Origin of the sequence: Ruegeria lacuscaerulensis (assembly GCF_013034685.1) — a bacterium.
Classification (GTDB): domain Bacteria; phylum Pseudomonadota; class Alphaproteobacteria; order Rhodobacterales; family Rhodobacteraceae; genus Ruegeria; species Ruegeria lacuscaerulensis_B.
Genome location: NZ_WQGO01000001.1, coordinates 826,677 through 842,659, shown reverse-complemented (window position 1 = coordinate 842,659; position 15,983 = coordinate 826,677). Strand labels below are relative to the sequence as shown.

The window sequence follows — 15,983 nt, the reverse complement described above, 5'->3', positions numbered from 1 at the left end:
GCTGCTAATGCTATTCTACGATTGCTCGACTGCCCCGAACCCACGCCGCGCGCGGATGTTCATTGCTGAAAAAGGGCTGGAGATTGAGACCCGCGATATCTCGATCGCAAAAGGGGAACAGCTGGCTGAGGATTTCCGTGCGATCAACCCTAGTGCCACGCTGCCCGTGCTGGTGACGGATGAAGGGACGGTGTTGACCGAAAACCTCGGAATCGCGGCCTATCTTGAGGCGCAGTTCCCAGAACCGCCGCTGATGGGGCGTACCCCGGATGAAAAAGGGTTGGTTTTGATGTGGAACAGCATCGTCGAACAGCACGGCGGTGCCCCTGTGGCCGAGGCGCTGCGCAACGCGCATCCAGCTTTCGAAGGACGAGCGATTCCCGGTCCTGCAAAATATGCCCAAATTCCCGAGCTGGCGCAGCGCGGGGTCGAGCGGGTGGAACGGTTCTTTGCGATGCTTGAAAATCGGCTGAAAGACAGTGCCAATGTGGCTGGGCCAGAGTTTACGCTGGCCGATATCTCGACCTTTGTGTTTGTGGATTTCGCTCGGGTGATCAAGATGCGGATCCCGCAGGAAAATTCGGCGACGCTTGCGTGGTTCGATAAGGTCGCCAGCCGCCACAGCGCCCAGCTTTAAGGCCCATTGAACCCCGAGAGGCGTTCTAAAGTTCAGAACTGTACAGAAATGTCTAGACAGATATGAACAGTGCGTCTAGCGTTCTCCGCGAGCCATGCAGGGGAGGGCAAGATGAAATCTCAGTATCGCGTAGTGGTCATTGGGGGCGGCGTCGTGGGGGCGTCGGTATTGTATCATCTGGCCAAGTTTGGCTGGTCGGATGTGGTTATGCTGGAGCGGCGGCGGTTGGCCTCGGGGTCGTCTTGGCATGCGGCGGGCGGTATCCATGCGTTGAACGCCGATCCCAACATGGCGGCGTTGCAAGCCTATACAATCGACCTGCTGAGCGAGATCGAGAAAGAATCCGGCCAGAATATCGGCCTGCACATGACTGGTGGTCTGACTTTGGCTGGTACACCCGAGCGTTGGGAGTGGTTGCAGGCCAATTACCGCATCTTCCAGTCCATCGGAATTGATGATTGCGAATTGTTGACACCGGAGGAGGCCCAGAAACGCTGCCCAATCATGTCAACCGAAGGCGTCTTGGGTGCGATGTGGGCAGATCGCGAAGGCTATATCGACACGACCGGAACCGTGCAGGCCTACGCCACGGCGGCGAAAAAACGCGGTGCGGAATACTATGAGGAAACCAAGGTAGAAAGCCTGACGCAGACGGCGGATGGTTGGGAAGTTGTCACCGACAAAGGAACCATTACCTGTGAACATGTGGTCAACGCGGCCGGTCTGTGGGCCAAACAGGTGGGGCGCATGGCGGGGGTTGAACTGCCGGTCTCGCCGCTGAAGCACCACTATCTGATCACCGATACTGTGCCCGAGGTCGCGCAGGCGGATTTTGAGATGCCGATGACCGTCGACCTCGAAGGCTTCACCTATATGCGGCAGGACCAGAAGGGTGTTCTGGTCGGTATCTACGAGGTCGAGCACGAACACTGGGCCATGGACGGCGCGCCGTGGAATTACGGCGAGGAACTGTTTCAGGAACAGCTGGATCGGATCGAAAATGAGCTGACGCTGGGCTTTGAGCGGTATCCGTCGATCCAGAATGTGGGCATCAAGACCTGGGTGAACGGCGCGTTTACCTTTGCGCCCGACGGCAACCCTCTGGTCGGGCCGGTGCCGGGCAAGCGCGGCTATTGGTCGGCCTGTGCGGTGATGGCCGGGTTCCTACAGGGCGGCGGCGTTGGCAAAACACTGGCCGAGTGGATGATCCATGGTGAGCCCGAGGCCGATGCGTGGCCGATGGATGTGGCGCGGTTCGGGGATTTTGCGCAGAACAAGCGGTATATCCGCGAAACCACGGGGCAGTTCTATTCGCGCCGCTTCGTGATGACCTATCCGAACGAGCAACTGCCCGCAGGCCGCCCGCTGAAAATGGCCCCCGCGCACGACGCGATGACCGAGGCCGGGTGCAAGTGGGGCGTCAGTTGGGATCTTGAGGTGCCGCTCTATTTCGCGCCCAAAGGGTTTGAAGAAACGCCGACGCTCAAGCGATCCAACGCGCACGATATCGTGGCCGGGGAATGTAAGGCGATCCGCGAAGGCGTTGGCCTGATGGATATTTCCGGCTTTTCGCGTTTCGAGGTCAGCGGCCCCAATGCGCAGGTTTGGCTGGACAGGGTCATGGCTTCGAAACTGCCTGCGCCGGGGCGTGCCAAGCTTGCCCCGATGCTGGGCGAGAACGGGCGGCTCAAAGGTGATCTGACTGTCCTTAACTGGGGCGATGGCACCTGGTGGATCATGGGTAGCTACTACCTGCGGGCCTGGCACATGCGCTGGTTCGATGACCACATGATTGACGGTGTCTCGGTCCGCGATCTTGGTGAGGAATATTGCGGGTTCGGTGTGGTTGGACCGAAGTCGCAGGCGGTGGTCGAAAAACTGGCCGAGCAGGATATCGCAGGCCTTCCTTTCATGGGCTGTGGGGATTTCGACATCGGTCTGGTCCGCGCGCGCGTGGCCCGCATGTCGGTGACGGGCGAGAAAGGCTATGAGATCAATTGCCGCTATGGTGATCACATCAAACTGCGCCGAATTTTGCTTGAGGCCGGGGCTGACGAAGGCATCCGCGAATGTGGCTTTAACGCGATGCTGTCTACGCGACTTGAGAAAAGCTTTGGGATCTGGTCGGCTGAATTTACTCAGGCGTACACGCCGGGCATGACCGGGATGGATCGTTGGATCGACTGGGACAAATCCTTTGTGGGCAAAGAGGCCGCCATGGCCGAACGCGACGGCAACGGACCAGCGCAGGTTCAGGTCACGCTAGAGGTCGATGCGCTGGATGCGGATGCCAGCGGGTATGAACCGATCTGGTCGAGTGATGAGCGGGTGGGTTATGTGACCTCGGGCGGCTACGGGCACTACACCGGCAAATCTCTGGCGATGGCCCTGGTTAACCGCGACAAGGCCGAGCCGGGGACCGAGTTGTCCGTGCATGTGGTTGGCGTCGAGCGTCCCGCGCGGGTCATTTCTGCTTCGCCCTACGATCCGCAAGGCAAAGCGATGCGGGGTTGAACATGAACGCGCAAACGTCTGAACGGGGCCGAAGACGGCGTGGACGCGGTGGGGACACCGCGCCACCGCCCAGTCGCGACGTCAACTACCGCCAGCTCAGAAATCCCTTTCCGCAGATGGAAGTGTTCCCTGCAGATCAGATCGCGGACATTCACGACACTGCGCTGCGCATCCTGCAAGAACTTGGGGTCAAGGTCCTGCTGCCGGAGGCACGTCGTATCTATGCCGCTGCTGGAGCGCGCGTAGATGAAGGCAGTGAAATGGTTTTTATCGGTCGCGACATGGTTGAGGCCGCCGTCGCCTCGGCCCCCAAGTCGATTGCCTGCCGTGCCGGGTCACGTGCTCGCGATTTCACGCTGGAGCTGGGCTCATTGGTGTTTCAGCCAGGGGCAGGGGCGCCAAACGCCACCGATCTGGAAAGGGGTCGCCGCCCTGCGACTGGGCAGGATTATCTTGATTTCCTGAAGCTGACGCATCATTTCGATGTGTTCCAGATGATCTCACCCCAGGTAGAGCCGCAGGATGTGCCGACCAATTTGCGGCACTATTTCACCACGCAGGCGCAAATGGAACTGACAGACAAGTTCCCCTTCTTCTTCTCGCGCGGAACGCCGCAGGTGATGGATTGTTTCGAAATGCTCTCGACCGCGCGGGGGCTAAGCGATGACGAATTCCGTACAAACCCGTATTGTTATACGATCATCAATACCAACAGCCCGCGCACGCTGGATATCCCCATGGCACAGGGGCTGATCGATTTTGCGCGGCATGGGCAGATGTCGATTATCACGCCGTTTACCCTGATGGGAGCAATGGCCCCGATCACCGTGGCGGGCGCGATTGCGCTGTCCCATGCCGAGGCTCTGGCGGCATTGACCCTGACCCAACTGACCAAACCCGGCGCGCCAGTTTGCTATGGCACGTTCACCAGCAACGTGGACATGAAATCGGGCGCCCCTGCTTTCGGGACGCCCTCGCATTTTCAAGCGTCACTGGCTGCAGGGCAACTCGCGCGGCATTTGGGCTTGCCATGGCGATCCGCTGCGGGATCGGCTTCAAACATTAACGATGTGCAGGCGGCGAATGAGAACCAGTTTGGCCTGTGGGGCTGTCTAATGGCCGGGGCCACCGTGATCATACACGCGGCAGGATGGTTGGAGGGCGGGCTGTCCGTTTCATTCGAAAAGCTTGTCTGTGACGCCGAGGTGCTGAACATGGTGGCCGAGCTTTGCGCAGGCGCTCAGGCCGGCGCTGCCGAGATCGGTTTTGACACCGCGCTGAGCGAGGTCGACCCTAGCGGGCATTTCTTTGCCTCAACCCAGACTATGGAACGGTACAACACCGAATTCTATCAGCCCCATGTCCATGACTACGCCAATTTCGGGACGTGGACCGAGCGTGGCTCGGTCGATGCCAATCACCGCGCCACCGAAGTTTGGAAGGGTATCCTTAATGATTTCAAGCCCCCCAGCAGCACCAGCGACCAGCTGGGTGCTTTGCAGGATTTCATCGCGCGCAGGACCGCCGAGGGCGGCGCGCCGCCGGAGAGTTGAATGAACACCAAACCCATTCTTCACCGTGATGATCCGGATGCCGAACCTTTGGTCGGAAATATCAAGGTCACGCGGGACGACTGGCTGAATGTCGCGATGGACGTGCTGATCTCGGACGGGGTCGAGCAGGTCAAGGTGATGAACCTGGCCGAGCGTATGGCCGTGTCGCGGTCGTCTTTCTATTGGTATTTCAAGTCCCGGCAGGAGCTGTTGGATGCGTTGCTCGCCAAATGGCAGGCGACCAATACGGCGGCCCTGATCGCCCAATCCGAACTCCCTGCCGCAACGATCACCGCCGCTGTTTGCAATGTGCAGCGTTGTGTCGTGAACTCTGAACTCTTCGATACCGCGCTGGATTTTGCCATGCGCGACTGGGCGCGGCGGTCGGGCAAGGTACGGCGAATGCTGGATCAGTCGGATGCACGGCGGCTGGCGGCGCTGCGGGCAATGTTCATCCGCTATGACTATGATGAGACCGAGGCCGAGACGCGGGCGCGCGTGCTCTACTACATGCAGATCGGGTACGATTTGGCGCAGCTAAATGAGCCGATGTCGCTGCGGCTGTCGCTGGTCTCTCACTACCTGTTTGTTTTCACTGGTGTTGAACCGCTCGACGAAGAGATCGAGGAGTTCAGCGCCTATTCGCGGTTTTACTGGGAGAAGAACACGTCATGAGCCAACCTGACGCAATCATCATCGGCACCGGAGTGATCGGGGCTGCCGTCGCATTCGAGATGGCCAAGGCAGGATGGAAAACCCTGTCACTGGACCGCAACGCTCAGGTCGGGCATGGGTCCACGGCCGGGTCCTGCGCCATCATTCGGATGCACTATTCGACCTTCGACGGCACCGCGTTCGCGTGGGAGGGGTATCACTATTGGCGCGACTGGGCTGCCTATCTGGGCCTGCCCGCTGATGCCAATCTGGCGCAGTTCCGCGAGACGGGGTGTCTGGTGATGAAGACCGATGCCAACGGGATGCTGGACAAGCATATGAAAAACAGCGCTGATCTGGATTGCCCGTTTGAGGAATGGTCGCCTGAGAAGATCGCCGAGCGCTTGCCTGTCTATTCGCTGGACAGTTTCACACCGCCCAAACGCATGGATGACCCGGAATTTGGCCAACCCAACGGGGGCAAGATGCAGGGCGCGGTGTTCTGGCCGCAAGCGGGCTACGTCACCGACCCGGCACTATCGGCGCAGAACCTGATGGACGCGGCCAAATTGAACGGGGCCGAAGTACGCACCGGGGCCGAAGTGGTCGAGATTCTGACCGAGGACGGGCGCGTGGCTGGGGTCAAGCTGGCCTCGGGTGAGGAAATCCGTGCCAAGGTGGTGGTGAATGTGGCTGGGCCGGGTTCGGCCATCATCAACGGTATGGCGGGTGTGCTGGATGACATGACCATCGAAACCCGCCCGCTGCGGCAAGAGGTGGTGCACGTCCCCGCACCCGAAGGGTTTGATTTCGAAAATGACGGTACGATCGTGTCGGACAGCGATATCGCGCTTTACTGTCGGCCGGAACATGGCAACCACATCCTTGTTGGCTCGGAAGATCCCGAATGCGATCCGCATCAGTGGTGCGAGGATGACGTGCACTACAACCGCGACTTCACCGATCAGTGGACCACTCAGGCGATGCGCTATGCACAACGGGTGCCCAGCCTCGGCATTCCCTCGAAAACGCGCGGAGTGGTGGACTTGTATGATGCGTCGACCGACTGGATTCCGATCTACGACAAATCCAGCCTGCCGGGGTTCTACATGGCCTGCGGGACCAGCGGGAACCAGTACAAGAACGCGCCAATTGCCGGCAAGATGATGGCCGCGCTGATCAACTATTGCGAGGGCGGTGCAGATCACGACACGCAACCGCTGCAATTCGAACTGCCCTATATCAAGCGAATGATCGACGTGGGGTTCTATTCTCGTAAGCGCCCCATTAACGAAGAAAGCAGTTTTTCGGTTCTGGGCTAGCCGTCAGGCTGAATCGCTCTAGAATTCTGGGAGCAGAATGGGACGGAGCCCAGAATGACCGAACCGAGGAACCGAGTTCTGATACTGGGCAGCGCCCCAAGCGCAGTGGCCGCCCGACAGTGGCCCCGCGCGCCCTTTACCCATATAGTCGCCATCAATAATGCCTGGCGTGTCCGACCGGATTGGGATGTGTTGATTCACCCCGAGGATTTTCCGGTCGATAACAGACCTGCCGCGTCAGATCCGGGTCAGCGCATTGTCGAGGCCTCGGAGTATGTTCCGCTGCAAAATGCTTATGGCGGTTTCGTCTATGCGGGCGGGACGATGGCCTTGACGGCTGGGTATTGGGCTTTGGCATCGCTGCGCCCGGCGGTTCTAGCCTACTTTGGCTGCGACATGATTTACCCGAAAGTAGGCAAGACGCATTTCTACGGTCGCGGGGCCGCCGATCCCTTGCGTGATGATGTCACGCTCAGATCGCTCGAGGCCAAGTCCGCGCGTCTGGGCTTGTTCGGGGCTGCGCAGGGCTGCCGGGTCGTGCGGCTTTCGCAAGGGTGCAGCAGGTTGGTCTACCCCTCAGTTTCCACGACCTCTTTGATGTCACCTCAGTTGCCATCGACGGATGGGATGGACAACGTTTTGCGGTGTGAACGGGATCTGGGATATTATGTTCCGAGTGGTCGGTATTGGGAACATGCAGACAATTTTGACGTTGAGAAGCTGGATGTGCTGGATGACATGTGGCTGTCGATCTACAGTCGATCCGGCCTTGTTAACGTGGCCTAAACCGCAAATTTTACCCAAGCCCAGACCATAGCGACATACGTCAGATTGTGCAGGCATTGGTCTAGACCGGCAGCACGCCAGAAGGCCGATTGCGTCGGTACCAGTTGCTTTTTGTCGGAATAACTGGCCTTGGCGAAATCAATGTTGAAATGAACGATCCATTCCAACGCGGCGATGATCAGAATAAAGGCCCAGGGCGCGCCGAACAGCAAAAACACAAGGACAGAGCCCACTACATGCACCGCTGCATGTTGTGCCCGTCCCATGTGAAAATATTCTCCGCGTCCCGCCAGCATTTTTGGCGTTTGGAGGTAGTAGTCCGCAAACATATGTTTGATCTGCAATAAGCAGAGCATCAAAAACACTGCGCCTAAACTGGCATGCAAATGAATCCTCCCGACATCGTCCTGATGCAAAGTCTAGGCGCTAACTTGTGGTTGCGCAAATGAACTTGTTCACATTCGGCAAAAATCTGATCAAATTGGAAACTGTTTGCGTCGCTGGTCTCGATTGCGGTAAATTCAAAGCAACGGTTGTGCGGCGATGCTGTTCAGGCCGGGTCCATGAACCGTAGCAGGGGCAGGTTCCATAGAACGCACGATCTTCCGCTTTATTTGGAAATATTCGAAGCGCGACCAGTTAATCCTGCTGGCTGTGACTTCGACGCTGTTTCCCTTGCTGTATCTCACGCTGGAATTGCCTAAGCGGATCATCAATGACGCCATCGGGGCCGGAAGCTCGGTGGTGAATGTGCTTGGCTACCAACTGCCGCAAACCACATTTCTGATCATCCTGTGTTTTGCTTTCCTTGCCGCAGTTTTGGCTCATGGCCTGATGAAAATGCGGATCAACACGATGAAAGGTGTGCTGAGCGAGCGGATGCTGCGCCGCTTTCGTTATCAGTTAATCAGCCGTGCCCTTCGGTTCCCTCAACCCTATTTTGAACGGGTCAGTCAGGGTGAGATGGTGTCGATGATCACCGCCGAAAGCGAGCCGATGGGCGGGCTGATGGGCGATGCGATCAGTCAGCCGGTGTTGCAGGCAGGACAGATGATTACCATCCTGTCCTTCCTGTTTTTGCAAAGCGTTTGGTTCGGCCTGGCCGCTGTTGCGTTGATCCCGGTGCAGGCATGGCTGATCCCCAAGCTTCAACGCCAGATCAACCTGCTGAACAAGAAGCGTATTCAGGAAGTCCGCGTTCTGGCCGCCCAGATCGGCGAAAACGCGGCTGGTGCCTCGACCCTGCGCACCAATGGCGGATGGCGGTATCGGCGGGCGATGGTCTCGGATCAGTTGGGGCGTCTGTTCGGTATCCGGTTCGAGATCTACCAGAAAAAGTTCTTTATGAAGTTCATCAACAACTTCATCTCGCAACTGACCCCGTTCATGTTCTATCTGGTCGGTGGTTTGCTGGTACTTCAGGGTTCGGTCTCGCTGGGGGCGCTGGTGGCGGCGCTGGCGGCGTATAAGGACCTCAGCTCGCCCTGGAAGGAATTGCTGACCTACTACAACCAGACTCAGGACATGTCGCTGAGATGGGAGGTGGTCGTCGAGCGATTTGCCCCACCGGGCATGCTGGACGAAAAGCTGTTCGAGGGTGAGCCCGAAAAACAACCGCGTCTGCGGGGCGATATCGTGCTGGATCATGTCTCGGTCCGGGATATGGACGGCAATCAGGTGCTGGATGATCTGAACCTCAGCTTTCCGGCGGGTAAGACTATCGGGATCGCGGCACCCAGCGAGGAAGATCGCCGCGCCATTGCCGAGCTGCTGACGCGCGAGATGCTGCCCAGTGCCGGGCGAGTGTCGATAGGGACACAGGATATTGCGAGCCTGCATCAGGGGGTCGTCGCGGCGCGTATCGGCTATGCTTCGTCTCGCCCGGTGATGTTTCAGGGCACGCTGGGCGACAACGTAATGATGCCGATCCGGTTCAAACCGCTAAGCGCGTCCACAGACGATCCCGGATTTGCCGAAACTCGACGGGCGGGCAACAGCGATGACCCGTTGCAGGCCCAATGGCTGGACCCGTCGCGTGCGGATCTGGACAGCCCCGAGGCGCTACGCGACTGGTGGTTGCACCTGATTGACGGGATGGGCTCGGGTGGGGCGTTGTTCCAGCGCGGGGCGGAACAGGCGTTTGATCCGGACACGCACCAAAATCTGGCGGGAAAACTGATTGAGCTGCGCCCGGTGGTGCAGCAGGCCGTGCGTGATGCCGGGCTGGAGCAACAGGCGCTGGTCTTTGATCGCTGCTGCTACAACGCGGCCCTGCCGGTGGCCGAGAACCTGCTGTTTGCCACCCCGCGCGTTCCGGTGACGCAGGCCCTGTTGGCACAGCAGACCGTTTTCCTTGGCCAGCTTCGGGAATTGGGACTGGATGAAACGCTGGTGCATCTGACCCGCGACGTGATCGAAATGCTGCGTCAGATTTTCGGTCTGGACGGAACCGATCACCCCTTGTTCCGAAAGCTTGGGCTTGAGGCGCAAACCTATGAAAAGGCCATCGAACTTTTGGAGCGCACGCGGGACGAAGGCGTGTCGGGTCTGGATGATGAACAGCTTGCCACGCTTCTGGCCGTGCCGGTTGTGATCTCGGCCGAGCAGATCGGGCCTGCGTTCACCGATGAGCTGAAAGATCGGATTCTGGAACTGCGCCACAGCCATTCGCAAAAGCTGCTGGAAACGCTGCACGATGTGTTTGTGCCACTGGACGCAGACGCTTTTGCACCGGGCTTGACGGTGATGGAGAATGCGCTGTTCGGAAAAGTCAGCCAGATCGGTGGCGCGCGCTCGGACGAGGTGCGCAAGCTGATCGTGGATGTGCTGGATCAGAACGGCGCACGGCCTTTGGTGGTCGAGCTGATATATGACGTGCCGGTGGCGTTGGGCGGGCAGAACTTGCCTGCGGTTTTTGCCGAACCGCTTTCCTTTACCCGTGCGACGATCAAGAAACCCGATATCTTGATCCTCGATAGTGCGCTCGCCAGCTATGACATGTCCACGCAGGTTGCTGTCTATAAGAACCTGCGATCGCTGCTTCCCGAGACGACTGTCATCTATCTGAACGACCAGTTCGACAACCCCGGCGTATTCGACATGTTTGTCGAAATACGGCAAGGTCGGGTGGTTTCAGACGAAGGACCGGCGGACGTGGAAGAAGACAGTGCTGCATCGGCCGACCTCGCGCGCAAACTGCGCGCGTTGGAGCAGACGCCGCTGTTTTCTGGCCTCGACCGTCGCCAGCTGCGCCTGCTGGCATTTGGTGCCCGCTGGTTCGACGCCAAACCGGGCGAGATTGTTTTCCTCAAAGATGACCAGCCTACCGACGGGGCCTATGTCGTTCTGGAAGGCGAGGCTGGGCTGTACCTGCCGCAGCCTGACGGACCGGATCAGTTGATCACCACTGTAGGCGCAGGGGCGTTGGTGGGCGAACTGGGACTGATCCGCAAAGAACCGCGCGCGCTGAGCATGATCGCCGAGACCGAACTGTCCTGTCTGCGCGTGGGCGAAGAGGAATTCCTGGCCGTTGTGGAAAATGACGCCGCGACGGCGTTTAAGCTGATGCAGGTGATTGCGGGCTACGTGTCGAACTAAAGCGCTTCGGGTTTAACTTGAGACACGAATACCCTGCCACGCCTGCGACGTTCTCGGGACATTCGTGTCGCAGAGTGATTCAGGTGGAACCCGAAACGGCCTAATCCTGCGGCTTGCAGAACAGATCGTAAAGCAGGCCGATCACCTGCTCGGTATTGCCGTCTTTCACCGAGTAATAGATCGTCTTGCCATCGCGCCGGGTTGAAACCAGCCCTTCGGCCCGTAAACGCGCCAGCATCTGGCTGACGGCGGCCTGACGGATTTCCAGCAGCCTTTCCAGCTCACCCACCGATTTTTCGCCCGTTCCCAAATGGCACAGGATCATCAGTCGGCCTTCATGGGCCAGAGCTTTGAGAAAAGCCGCCGCCTGCGCGGCGCTTTCCTTCATATCTGTTGCGGCATCATCTGCCGTTTGAGTGTCGTTTTCCATGAGTGTCATGGGTGGCCTGTCTGAAACTAGGGGGTTCATGCAATATGCCGCAAAACCCTGCGGTTTGTCACCCCTCGGTTGCAGGCGCGCCGCCCTGAAACGCATTTCCGTTGACATAGTCGCAAGGTTCTTCCTGCATCTGTAAATGCAGACCCGTTCCGTCAAAGGGATGCGCGCGGGCCAGTTCCTCGTCTACTTCAATTCCCAACCCCGGCGCGGTGGGCGCGGTGACAAACCCGTCCTCAACCCGAAGGCTGCCCTTGATCAGGGCGTCGTGGAACGGGGTTTCGATTGTCTCAAGCAGAAGCAGGTTCGGGATCGAGGCCGCCAGATGGATATTCGCGGCCCACTCGATCGGCCCGGCATAAAGATGCGGTGCCATCTGGGCGTTGAAGACCTCGGCCATGGCGGCGACCTTCTTCATCTCCCATATCCCGCCCGCACGTCCCAAGGCAGGTTGCAGGATCTCAGCCGCGCCCGCGCGCAGAACCGCGCCGAATTCGGCCTTGGTCGTCATCCGTTCACCGGTTGCCACCGGGATGCGGACATTGCGGGCGACGCGGGCCATGTCCTCTATCATGTCGGGCGGTGTCGGTTCTTCGAACCATAGCGGAGAATACGGCTCCAGCGCTTGTCCCAAACGGATCGCGCCTGCGGTGTTGAACTGGCCGTGGGTTCCGAACAACAGGTCGGCCTTGTCGCCAACCGCCTCGCGGATCGCTTTGCAAAAGGCCACGGACATTGAGATATCGGACATCGCGGGCATGTGCCCGCCCCGGATCGTGTAGGGCCCGGCGGGGTCGAATTTGACGGCTGTAAAGCCGCGCCGCACCATCTCGGCCGCGCATTCTCCGGCCTGTTCGGGTGAGGTCCAGAAGTCGGTCAGATTATGCTGGGGCAGGGGATAGAGGTACGTATAAGCGCGAATGCGTTCATTCATAAGCCCGCCAAGCAAGGCATAGACCGGGCGGTCGCGATCTTTGCCCAGAATGTCCCAGCAGGCGATCTCGAGCCCCGAAAACGCGCCCATCACCGTCAGGTCGGGGCGCTGCGTGAAGCCGCTGGAATAGGCGCGGCGGAACATGAGTTCGATATTCTCGGGGTTCTCGCCCAGCATGTGCCGCTCGAACACGTCGCGGATGACATGGCGCATCGCCTCGGGCCCGACGGAGGAGGCATAGCATTCCCCCCAACCTGTGATCCCGGTATCCGTTGTGAGCTTTACCAATATCCAATAGCGCCCGCCCCAGCCCGGCGCAGGCGGGGCGGTGACGATGATGTCGAGATCTTGCAGTTTCATGCGCGGCTAGCCTCGGTCAAACAGGATCACGTTGCGTTTGGCCGATCCGGTCTTGGTGTCGGCAATGGCCTCGTTGATTTGATCCAGCGACCAGCGGCCCGAGATCAGCTCATCCAGTTTCAGCCGCCCTTGTTCATAGAGGTCGATCATCCACGGGATATCCCGCTGAATGACCACATCGCCCATTTTCGACCCGATCACGCCTTGGCCCAAAGCGGCTAGCATAACCGGTTCATAGGTCGACATATCCCCGGAATGCGGCATCCCGATCATGATCGCCTTGCCGCCGCGTCCCAGATAGCGCGGGGCTTGATCATAGGCCGGGATGGCGCCGACGGTAATCAGTACCGCATCCGCGCCGCGCCCGCCCAAAGCCTTGTAGGATTCCTTCCAAGGGGCTTTGGCCGTTGCCAGAACGCCATGGGTCGCGCCGAATTCCTGCGCGATCTCAAGCTTCTCTTCGGTCATGTCGACGGCCACGATACGGCGGGCCCCGGCTATACGAGCGCCTTGAATTGCGTTCAGGCCCACCCCGCCCGCGCCGATCACAACAACGTCCTGACCGGCCCGCAAACCAGCGGCGTTGACGGCAGCCCCGACTCCGGTGATCACACCGCAGGACAGCAGGCTGGCAACGTCCTTGGGCATGGTTTCGGGGATTTTCACGATTTGCCGATGGCTGACGACGACCTTTTCGGCAAAGGCACCACAGGCCATAGCCTGATCCAGCGGTTCACCGTCCGAGGTCCGCAGGGGCCCCTTCACTGTGTTATAGGGCGTTTCGCAAATGGTCGGTTGCCCACCCGCGCAGGACGGGCAGGACCCGCAGGCGCGGATCAGAGTGACCACGACCGGATCCCCGACCTGAAACCCGTCGGTTGCAGCGCCCAAGGCGGAGATCACACCTGCGGCCTCGTGCCCATAGACCGCAGGCAGGAACCCGCCCCATGCGCCGCTGGCGTAAGAGATGTCCGAGTGACAGATCGCCACCGCATCCAGGGTCACTTCGACCTCGCCCGTTCCCGGTGGTGCCAGTTGCACGTCCTCGATGACCAGAGGTTCGTTAAACGCCCGGCATACGGCGGCTTTGATGGTTTGCATGGTTTGCCCTCGTCCTTTTCAAGTCACGGTGACGCGGACGGGCGCGCGACGCAAGGCGGAAACCGTCACAAAAGTGTCGTTGTCAGGTCATGACCTTAGGTGACCGGAAGAAAAGGACAAAGCCCACAACCATCAACAGCATGGCCAGTAAAAACGGTGCCCCCGGCAGATAGAGCACGGCATCCGGGCGCGCAAACTGCGCAAAGACGCTGGTCATCACCAAAGGCGATAGGACCATCGACAAGGCATGCAGTGAGGTGAGGACGCCCTGTAATTCGCCTTGCTGGGAATCCGGGGTGGCGCGGGAAGTCATCGCTTGCAACGCCGGGGTGACGATTGCACCAATGGCGGTGATCGGGATCAGCATCAGGGCGATGAAGCCGTTGGTCAGAAACCCCAGAATGATAAAGCTGACGATCTCGAACCCCATACCGAAGATGATGGTCCTGCGCTCGCCGAAATACCGCGTGGCCGGTCGGATCAACCCGCCCTGAACCGCAGCCATTCCGATACCGTAGACGCCCAGCGACAGGCCAATCATCTGCGGCGACCAGCCAAAGCGTTCAGTGGTAAAATAGGCCCAGATCGCCGGATAGACGTAGATCGACACAGAATAGAGGAAATAAACCCACAACATCGGGCGAATTCCGGGCAGGCTGGCTATGGCGCGCAAAGAGTTGACCGGGTTGGCGCGACGCAGGCTGAACGTGCGGCGGGTTTTGTCGGTGACAGTCTCGGGCATGACAAAGACACCGATGGCGAATGCGAGGGTTGAAAGCCCAGCGGCAGCCCAGAAGGGCGCGCGGGTTCCGTATTCGCTGAGCAATCCACCGATTACGGGGCCAAGGACAAAGCCGATGCCAAAAGCCGCGCCCAGCAGGCCGAAATTGGCTGCCTTGTCTTTCGGTTTCGAGACATCGGCCATGAAGGCGGCAGCGGTGGCATGGGTGGCTGCTGTGATACCTCCGACAAGGCGCCCAATCAGCAAGAGCCAAATGCTGCCCGCCAGTGCCATCACGACATAGTCCAGCGCCATCACGAACAGCGAGACCAGCAAAACGACCCGCCGCCCATACGCGTCCGAGAGGTTGCCCAAGATCGGGCCGAATACAAATTGCATGGCCGCGAATGTTGTGCTGAGCACGCCGCCCCAGATAGCGGCGCTTGCGAGGGTGCCGCCCTGAACCTCGACAATGAGCTCGGGCATGATTGGCAGAACAAGGCCGATGCCCATCGCGTCGATCATCACGGTCAGCAGGACAAAGAGGAAGGGCAGGCGCATCGTCAGCAATCACCCAAGTGGTCCGGCGGGCGCTGGTCCCTCGGTGATTGGACGAAAAGCGTCAACACGGACGACCGGATGGAAAGGTTTGTTCGGCGATGGCGTTCAGAATTCCGGCCAATGTGTCAGGCTGCGAGAAGAACGGAGAGTGCGAACTGTCGATGTTAAAGCGCATATCTGGCGGCACCGACAGGCTCATTTGTGCCTGATATTCTGGGGGAATGGTGCGGTCGTCGGTCGCGCGGATATAAGCCCTTGGAACTTGATCCCACCTGTCGGTGAGGGGCAGAGGCGTGTCCTGCGGCGCGATGGGTTGCGGGCACAGACGCGCCAGAGCATTTCGCACGGTGGCAGGTGGGCAATCGTGATAGAACAGCTCTTGGACGCAATCGGGTTTTACGGTGTACGACAGGCCATCCGCGGATTTGTCGACCGCGTCAGCGATGGTCTGGCGCGGCGATTGGCGGCGCATCTCGACCATCGACATGCCATCTTTGGGCACATAGGCGCACAGATATACCAGCGCCTTCATGGCGGAAGGATCGGCCTCGGCCGCGGCGCTGATCGGGTAGCCGCCCCAGGAATGTCCGACGATGATCGTTTCGGGGGTCGAGGCGCCCAACACCGCATCCCGGCACCCGGCCAATGTGACCTGCGCGACCGGCGTCGGATCCGAGCCATGGCTGGGCATGTCGATCGCGCGGGCCGTGTGCCCCAAAGCCTGAAGCGCCGGGATCAGATCGCGCCAGCACCACGCGCCGTGGCAGGAGCCGTGAACCAACAGAAAATCCGCCATGTCTCCCTCCT

Annotated in this window: 13 protein-coding genes; 7 read left to right on the top strand and 6 right to left on the bottom strand. The window is 59.6% G+C overall.

The annotated features are described in order from the left end of the window. The first annotated feature begins 7 nt into the window (after positions 1-7). The 6 genes from GOV80_RS04155 to GOV80_RS04130 all read left to right on the top strand — a co-directional run bounded on the left by GOV80_RS04155 (position 8) and on the right by GOV80_RS04130 (position 7,466). Positions 8-637, top strand: a complete 630-nt coding sequence (locus GOV80_RS04155) for a glutathione S-transferase family protein (protein WP_170782946.1) — start codon at positions 8-10, stop codon at positions 635-637. A gap of 111 nt (positions 638-748) precedes the next feature. Next, a complete protein-coding gene (locus tag GOV80_RS04150; RefSeq protein WP_170782945.1) occupies positions 749-3,151 on the top strand; it encodes a GcvT family protein in 2,403 nt (800 codons plus the stop codon). Between the two features lie 2 nt (positions 3,152-3,153). After that, positions 3,154-4,704 carry a trimethylamine methyltransferase family protein gene (locus GOV80_RS04145; protein WP_170782944.1) on the top strand — a complete coding sequence of 517 codons (1,551 nt, stop codon included), beginning with the start codon at positions 3,154-3,156 and terminating at the stop codon, positions 4,702-4,704. Further along, positions 4,705-5,379, top strand: coding sequence for a TetR/AcrR family transcriptional regulator (locus GOV80_RS04140; protein ID WP_170782943.1), 675 nt, complete (start codon positions 4,705-4,707; stop codon positions 5,377-5,379). Beyond that, positions 5,376-6,680 carry an NAD(P)/FAD-dependent oxidoreductase gene (locus tag GOV80_RS04135; RefSeq protein ID WP_170782942.1) on the top strand — a complete coding sequence of 435 codons (1,305 nt, stop codon included), beginning with the start codon at positions 5,376-5,378 and terminating at the stop codon, positions 6,678-6,680. The genes GOV80_RS04140 and GOV80_RS04135 overlap by 4 nt, the downstream gene beginning before the upstream one ends. A gap of 54 nt (positions 6,681-6,734) precedes the next feature. Next, positions 6,735-7,466 carry a hypothetical protein gene (locus GOV80_RS04130; RefSeq protein ID WP_170782941.1) on the top strand — a complete coding sequence of 244 codons (732 nt, stop codon included), beginning with the start codon at positions 6,735-6,737 and terminating at the stop codon, positions 7,464-7,466. On the opposite strand, the gene GOV80_RS04125 is transcribed toward GOV80_RS04130, so the two are convergent. Beyond that, a complete protein-coding gene (locus tag GOV80_RS04125; RefSeq protein WP_170783009.1) occupies positions 7,463-7,822 on the bottom strand; it encodes a DUF3307 domain-containing protein in 360 nt (119 codons plus the stop codon). The two genes, GOV80_RS04130 and GOV80_RS04125, sit on opposite strands and share 4 nt — an antisense overlap. A gap of 244 nt (positions 7,823-8,066) precedes the next feature. On the opposite strand from GOV80_RS04125, the gene GOV80_RS04120 reads away from it, so the two are divergent. Next, on the top strand, positions 8,067-11,063 hold the full coding sequence (locus GOV80_RS04120; protein ID WP_170783008.1) for a cyclic nucleotide-binding domain-containing protein: 2,997 nt from the start codon (positions 8,067-8,069) through the stop codon (positions 11,061-11,063). 100 nt (positions 11,064-11,163) lie between these two features. Here the strand turns inward: GOV80_RS04120 and GOV80_RS04115 are convergent, their stop codons facing one another. From GOV80_RS04115 to GOV80_RS04095, 5 genes are all read right to left on the bottom strand, one after another. Next, a complete protein-coding gene (locus GOV80_RS04115) occupies positions 11,164-11,451 on the bottom strand; it encodes an ArsR/SmtB family transcription factor (protein WP_170783007.1) in 288 nt (95 codons plus the stop codon). Positions 11,452-11,560: 109 nt separating this feature from the next. After that, positions 11,561-12,793, bottom strand: coding sequence for a mandelate racemase/muconate lactonizing enzyme family protein (locus GOV80_RS04110; RefSeq protein WP_170782940.1), 1,233 nt, complete (start codon positions 12,791-12,793; stop codon positions 11,561-11,563). A gap of 6 nt (positions 12,794-12,799) precedes the next feature. After that, positions 12,800-13,894 (bottom strand): Zn-dependent alcohol dehydrogenase, encoded by a 1,095-nt coding sequence (locus tag GOV80_RS04105; RefSeq protein ID WP_170782939.1) that lies wholly within the window; start codon positions 13,892-13,894, stop codon positions 12,800-12,802. An 82-nt stretch (positions 13,895-13,976) separates the two neighbouring features. Then, positions 13,977-15,176 (bottom strand): TCR/Tet family MFS transporter, encoded by a 1,200-nt coding sequence (locus GOV80_RS04100; protein ID WP_170782938.1) that lies wholly within the window; start codon positions 15,174-15,176, stop codon positions 13,977-13,979. A 61-nt stretch (positions 15,177-15,237) separates the two neighbouring features. After that, on the bottom strand, positions 15,238-15,972 hold the full coding sequence (locus GOV80_RS04095) for an alpha/beta fold hydrolase (RefSeq protein WP_170782937.1): 735 nt from the start codon (positions 15,970-15,972) through the stop codon (positions 15,238-15,240). Positions 15,973-15,983 lie beyond the last annotated feature (11 nt).

What these genes read in the sequence shown, in the direction of transcription:
- GOV80_RS04155 (WP_170782946.1), top strand. Translation starts at nt 8, where the DNA reads ATGCTATTCTACGATTGCTCGACTGCCCCGAACCCACGCCGCGCGCGG.
- GOV80_RS04150 (WP_170782945.1), top strand. Translation starts at nt 749, where the DNA reads ATGAAATCTCAGTATCGCGTAGTGGTCATTGGGGGCGGCGTCGTGGGG.
- GOV80_RS04145 (WP_170782944.1), top strand. Translation starts at nt 3,154, where the DNA reads ATGAACGCGCAAACGTCTGAACGGGGCCGAAGACGGCGTGGACGCGGT.
- GOV80_RS04140 (WP_170782943.1), top strand. Translation starts at nt 4,705, where the DNA reads ATGAACACCAAACCCATTCTTCACCGTGATGATCCGGATGCCGAACCT.
- GOV80_RS04135 (WP_170782942.1), top strand. Translation starts at nt 5,376, where the DNA reads ATGAGCCAACCTGACGCAATCATCATCGGCACCGGAGTGATCGGGGCT.
- GOV80_RS04130 (WP_170782941.1), top strand. Translation starts at nt 6,735, where the DNA reads ATGACCGAACCGAGGAACCGAGTTCTGATACTGGGCAGCGCCCCAAGC.
- GOV80_RS04125 (WP_170783009.1), bottom strand. Translation starts at nt 7,822, where the DNA reads ATGCTCTGCTTATTGCAGATCAAACATATGTTTGCGGACTACTACCTC.
- GOV80_RS04115 (WP_170783007.1), bottom strand. Translation starts at nt 11,451, where the DNA reads ATGAAGGAAAGCGCCGCGCAGGCGGCGGCTTTTCTCAAAGCTCTGGCC.
- GOV80_RS04110 (WP_170782940.1), bottom strand. Translation starts at nt 12,793, where the DNA reads ATGAAACTGCAAGATCTCGACATCATCGTCACCGCCCCGCCTGCGCCG.
- GOV80_RS04105 (WP_170782939.1), bottom strand. Translation starts at nt 13,894, where the DNA reads ATGCAAACCATCAAAGCCGCCGTATGCCGGGCGTTTAACGAACCTCTG.
- GOV80_RS04100 (WP_170782938.1), bottom strand. Translation starts at nt 15,176, where the DNA reads ATGCGCCTGCCCTTCCTCTTTGTCCTGCTGACCGTGATGATCGACGCG.
- GOV80_RS04095 (WP_170782937.1), bottom strand. Translation starts at nt 15,972, where the DNA reads ATGGCGGATTTTCTGTTGGTTCACGGCTCCTGCCACGGCGCGTGGTGC.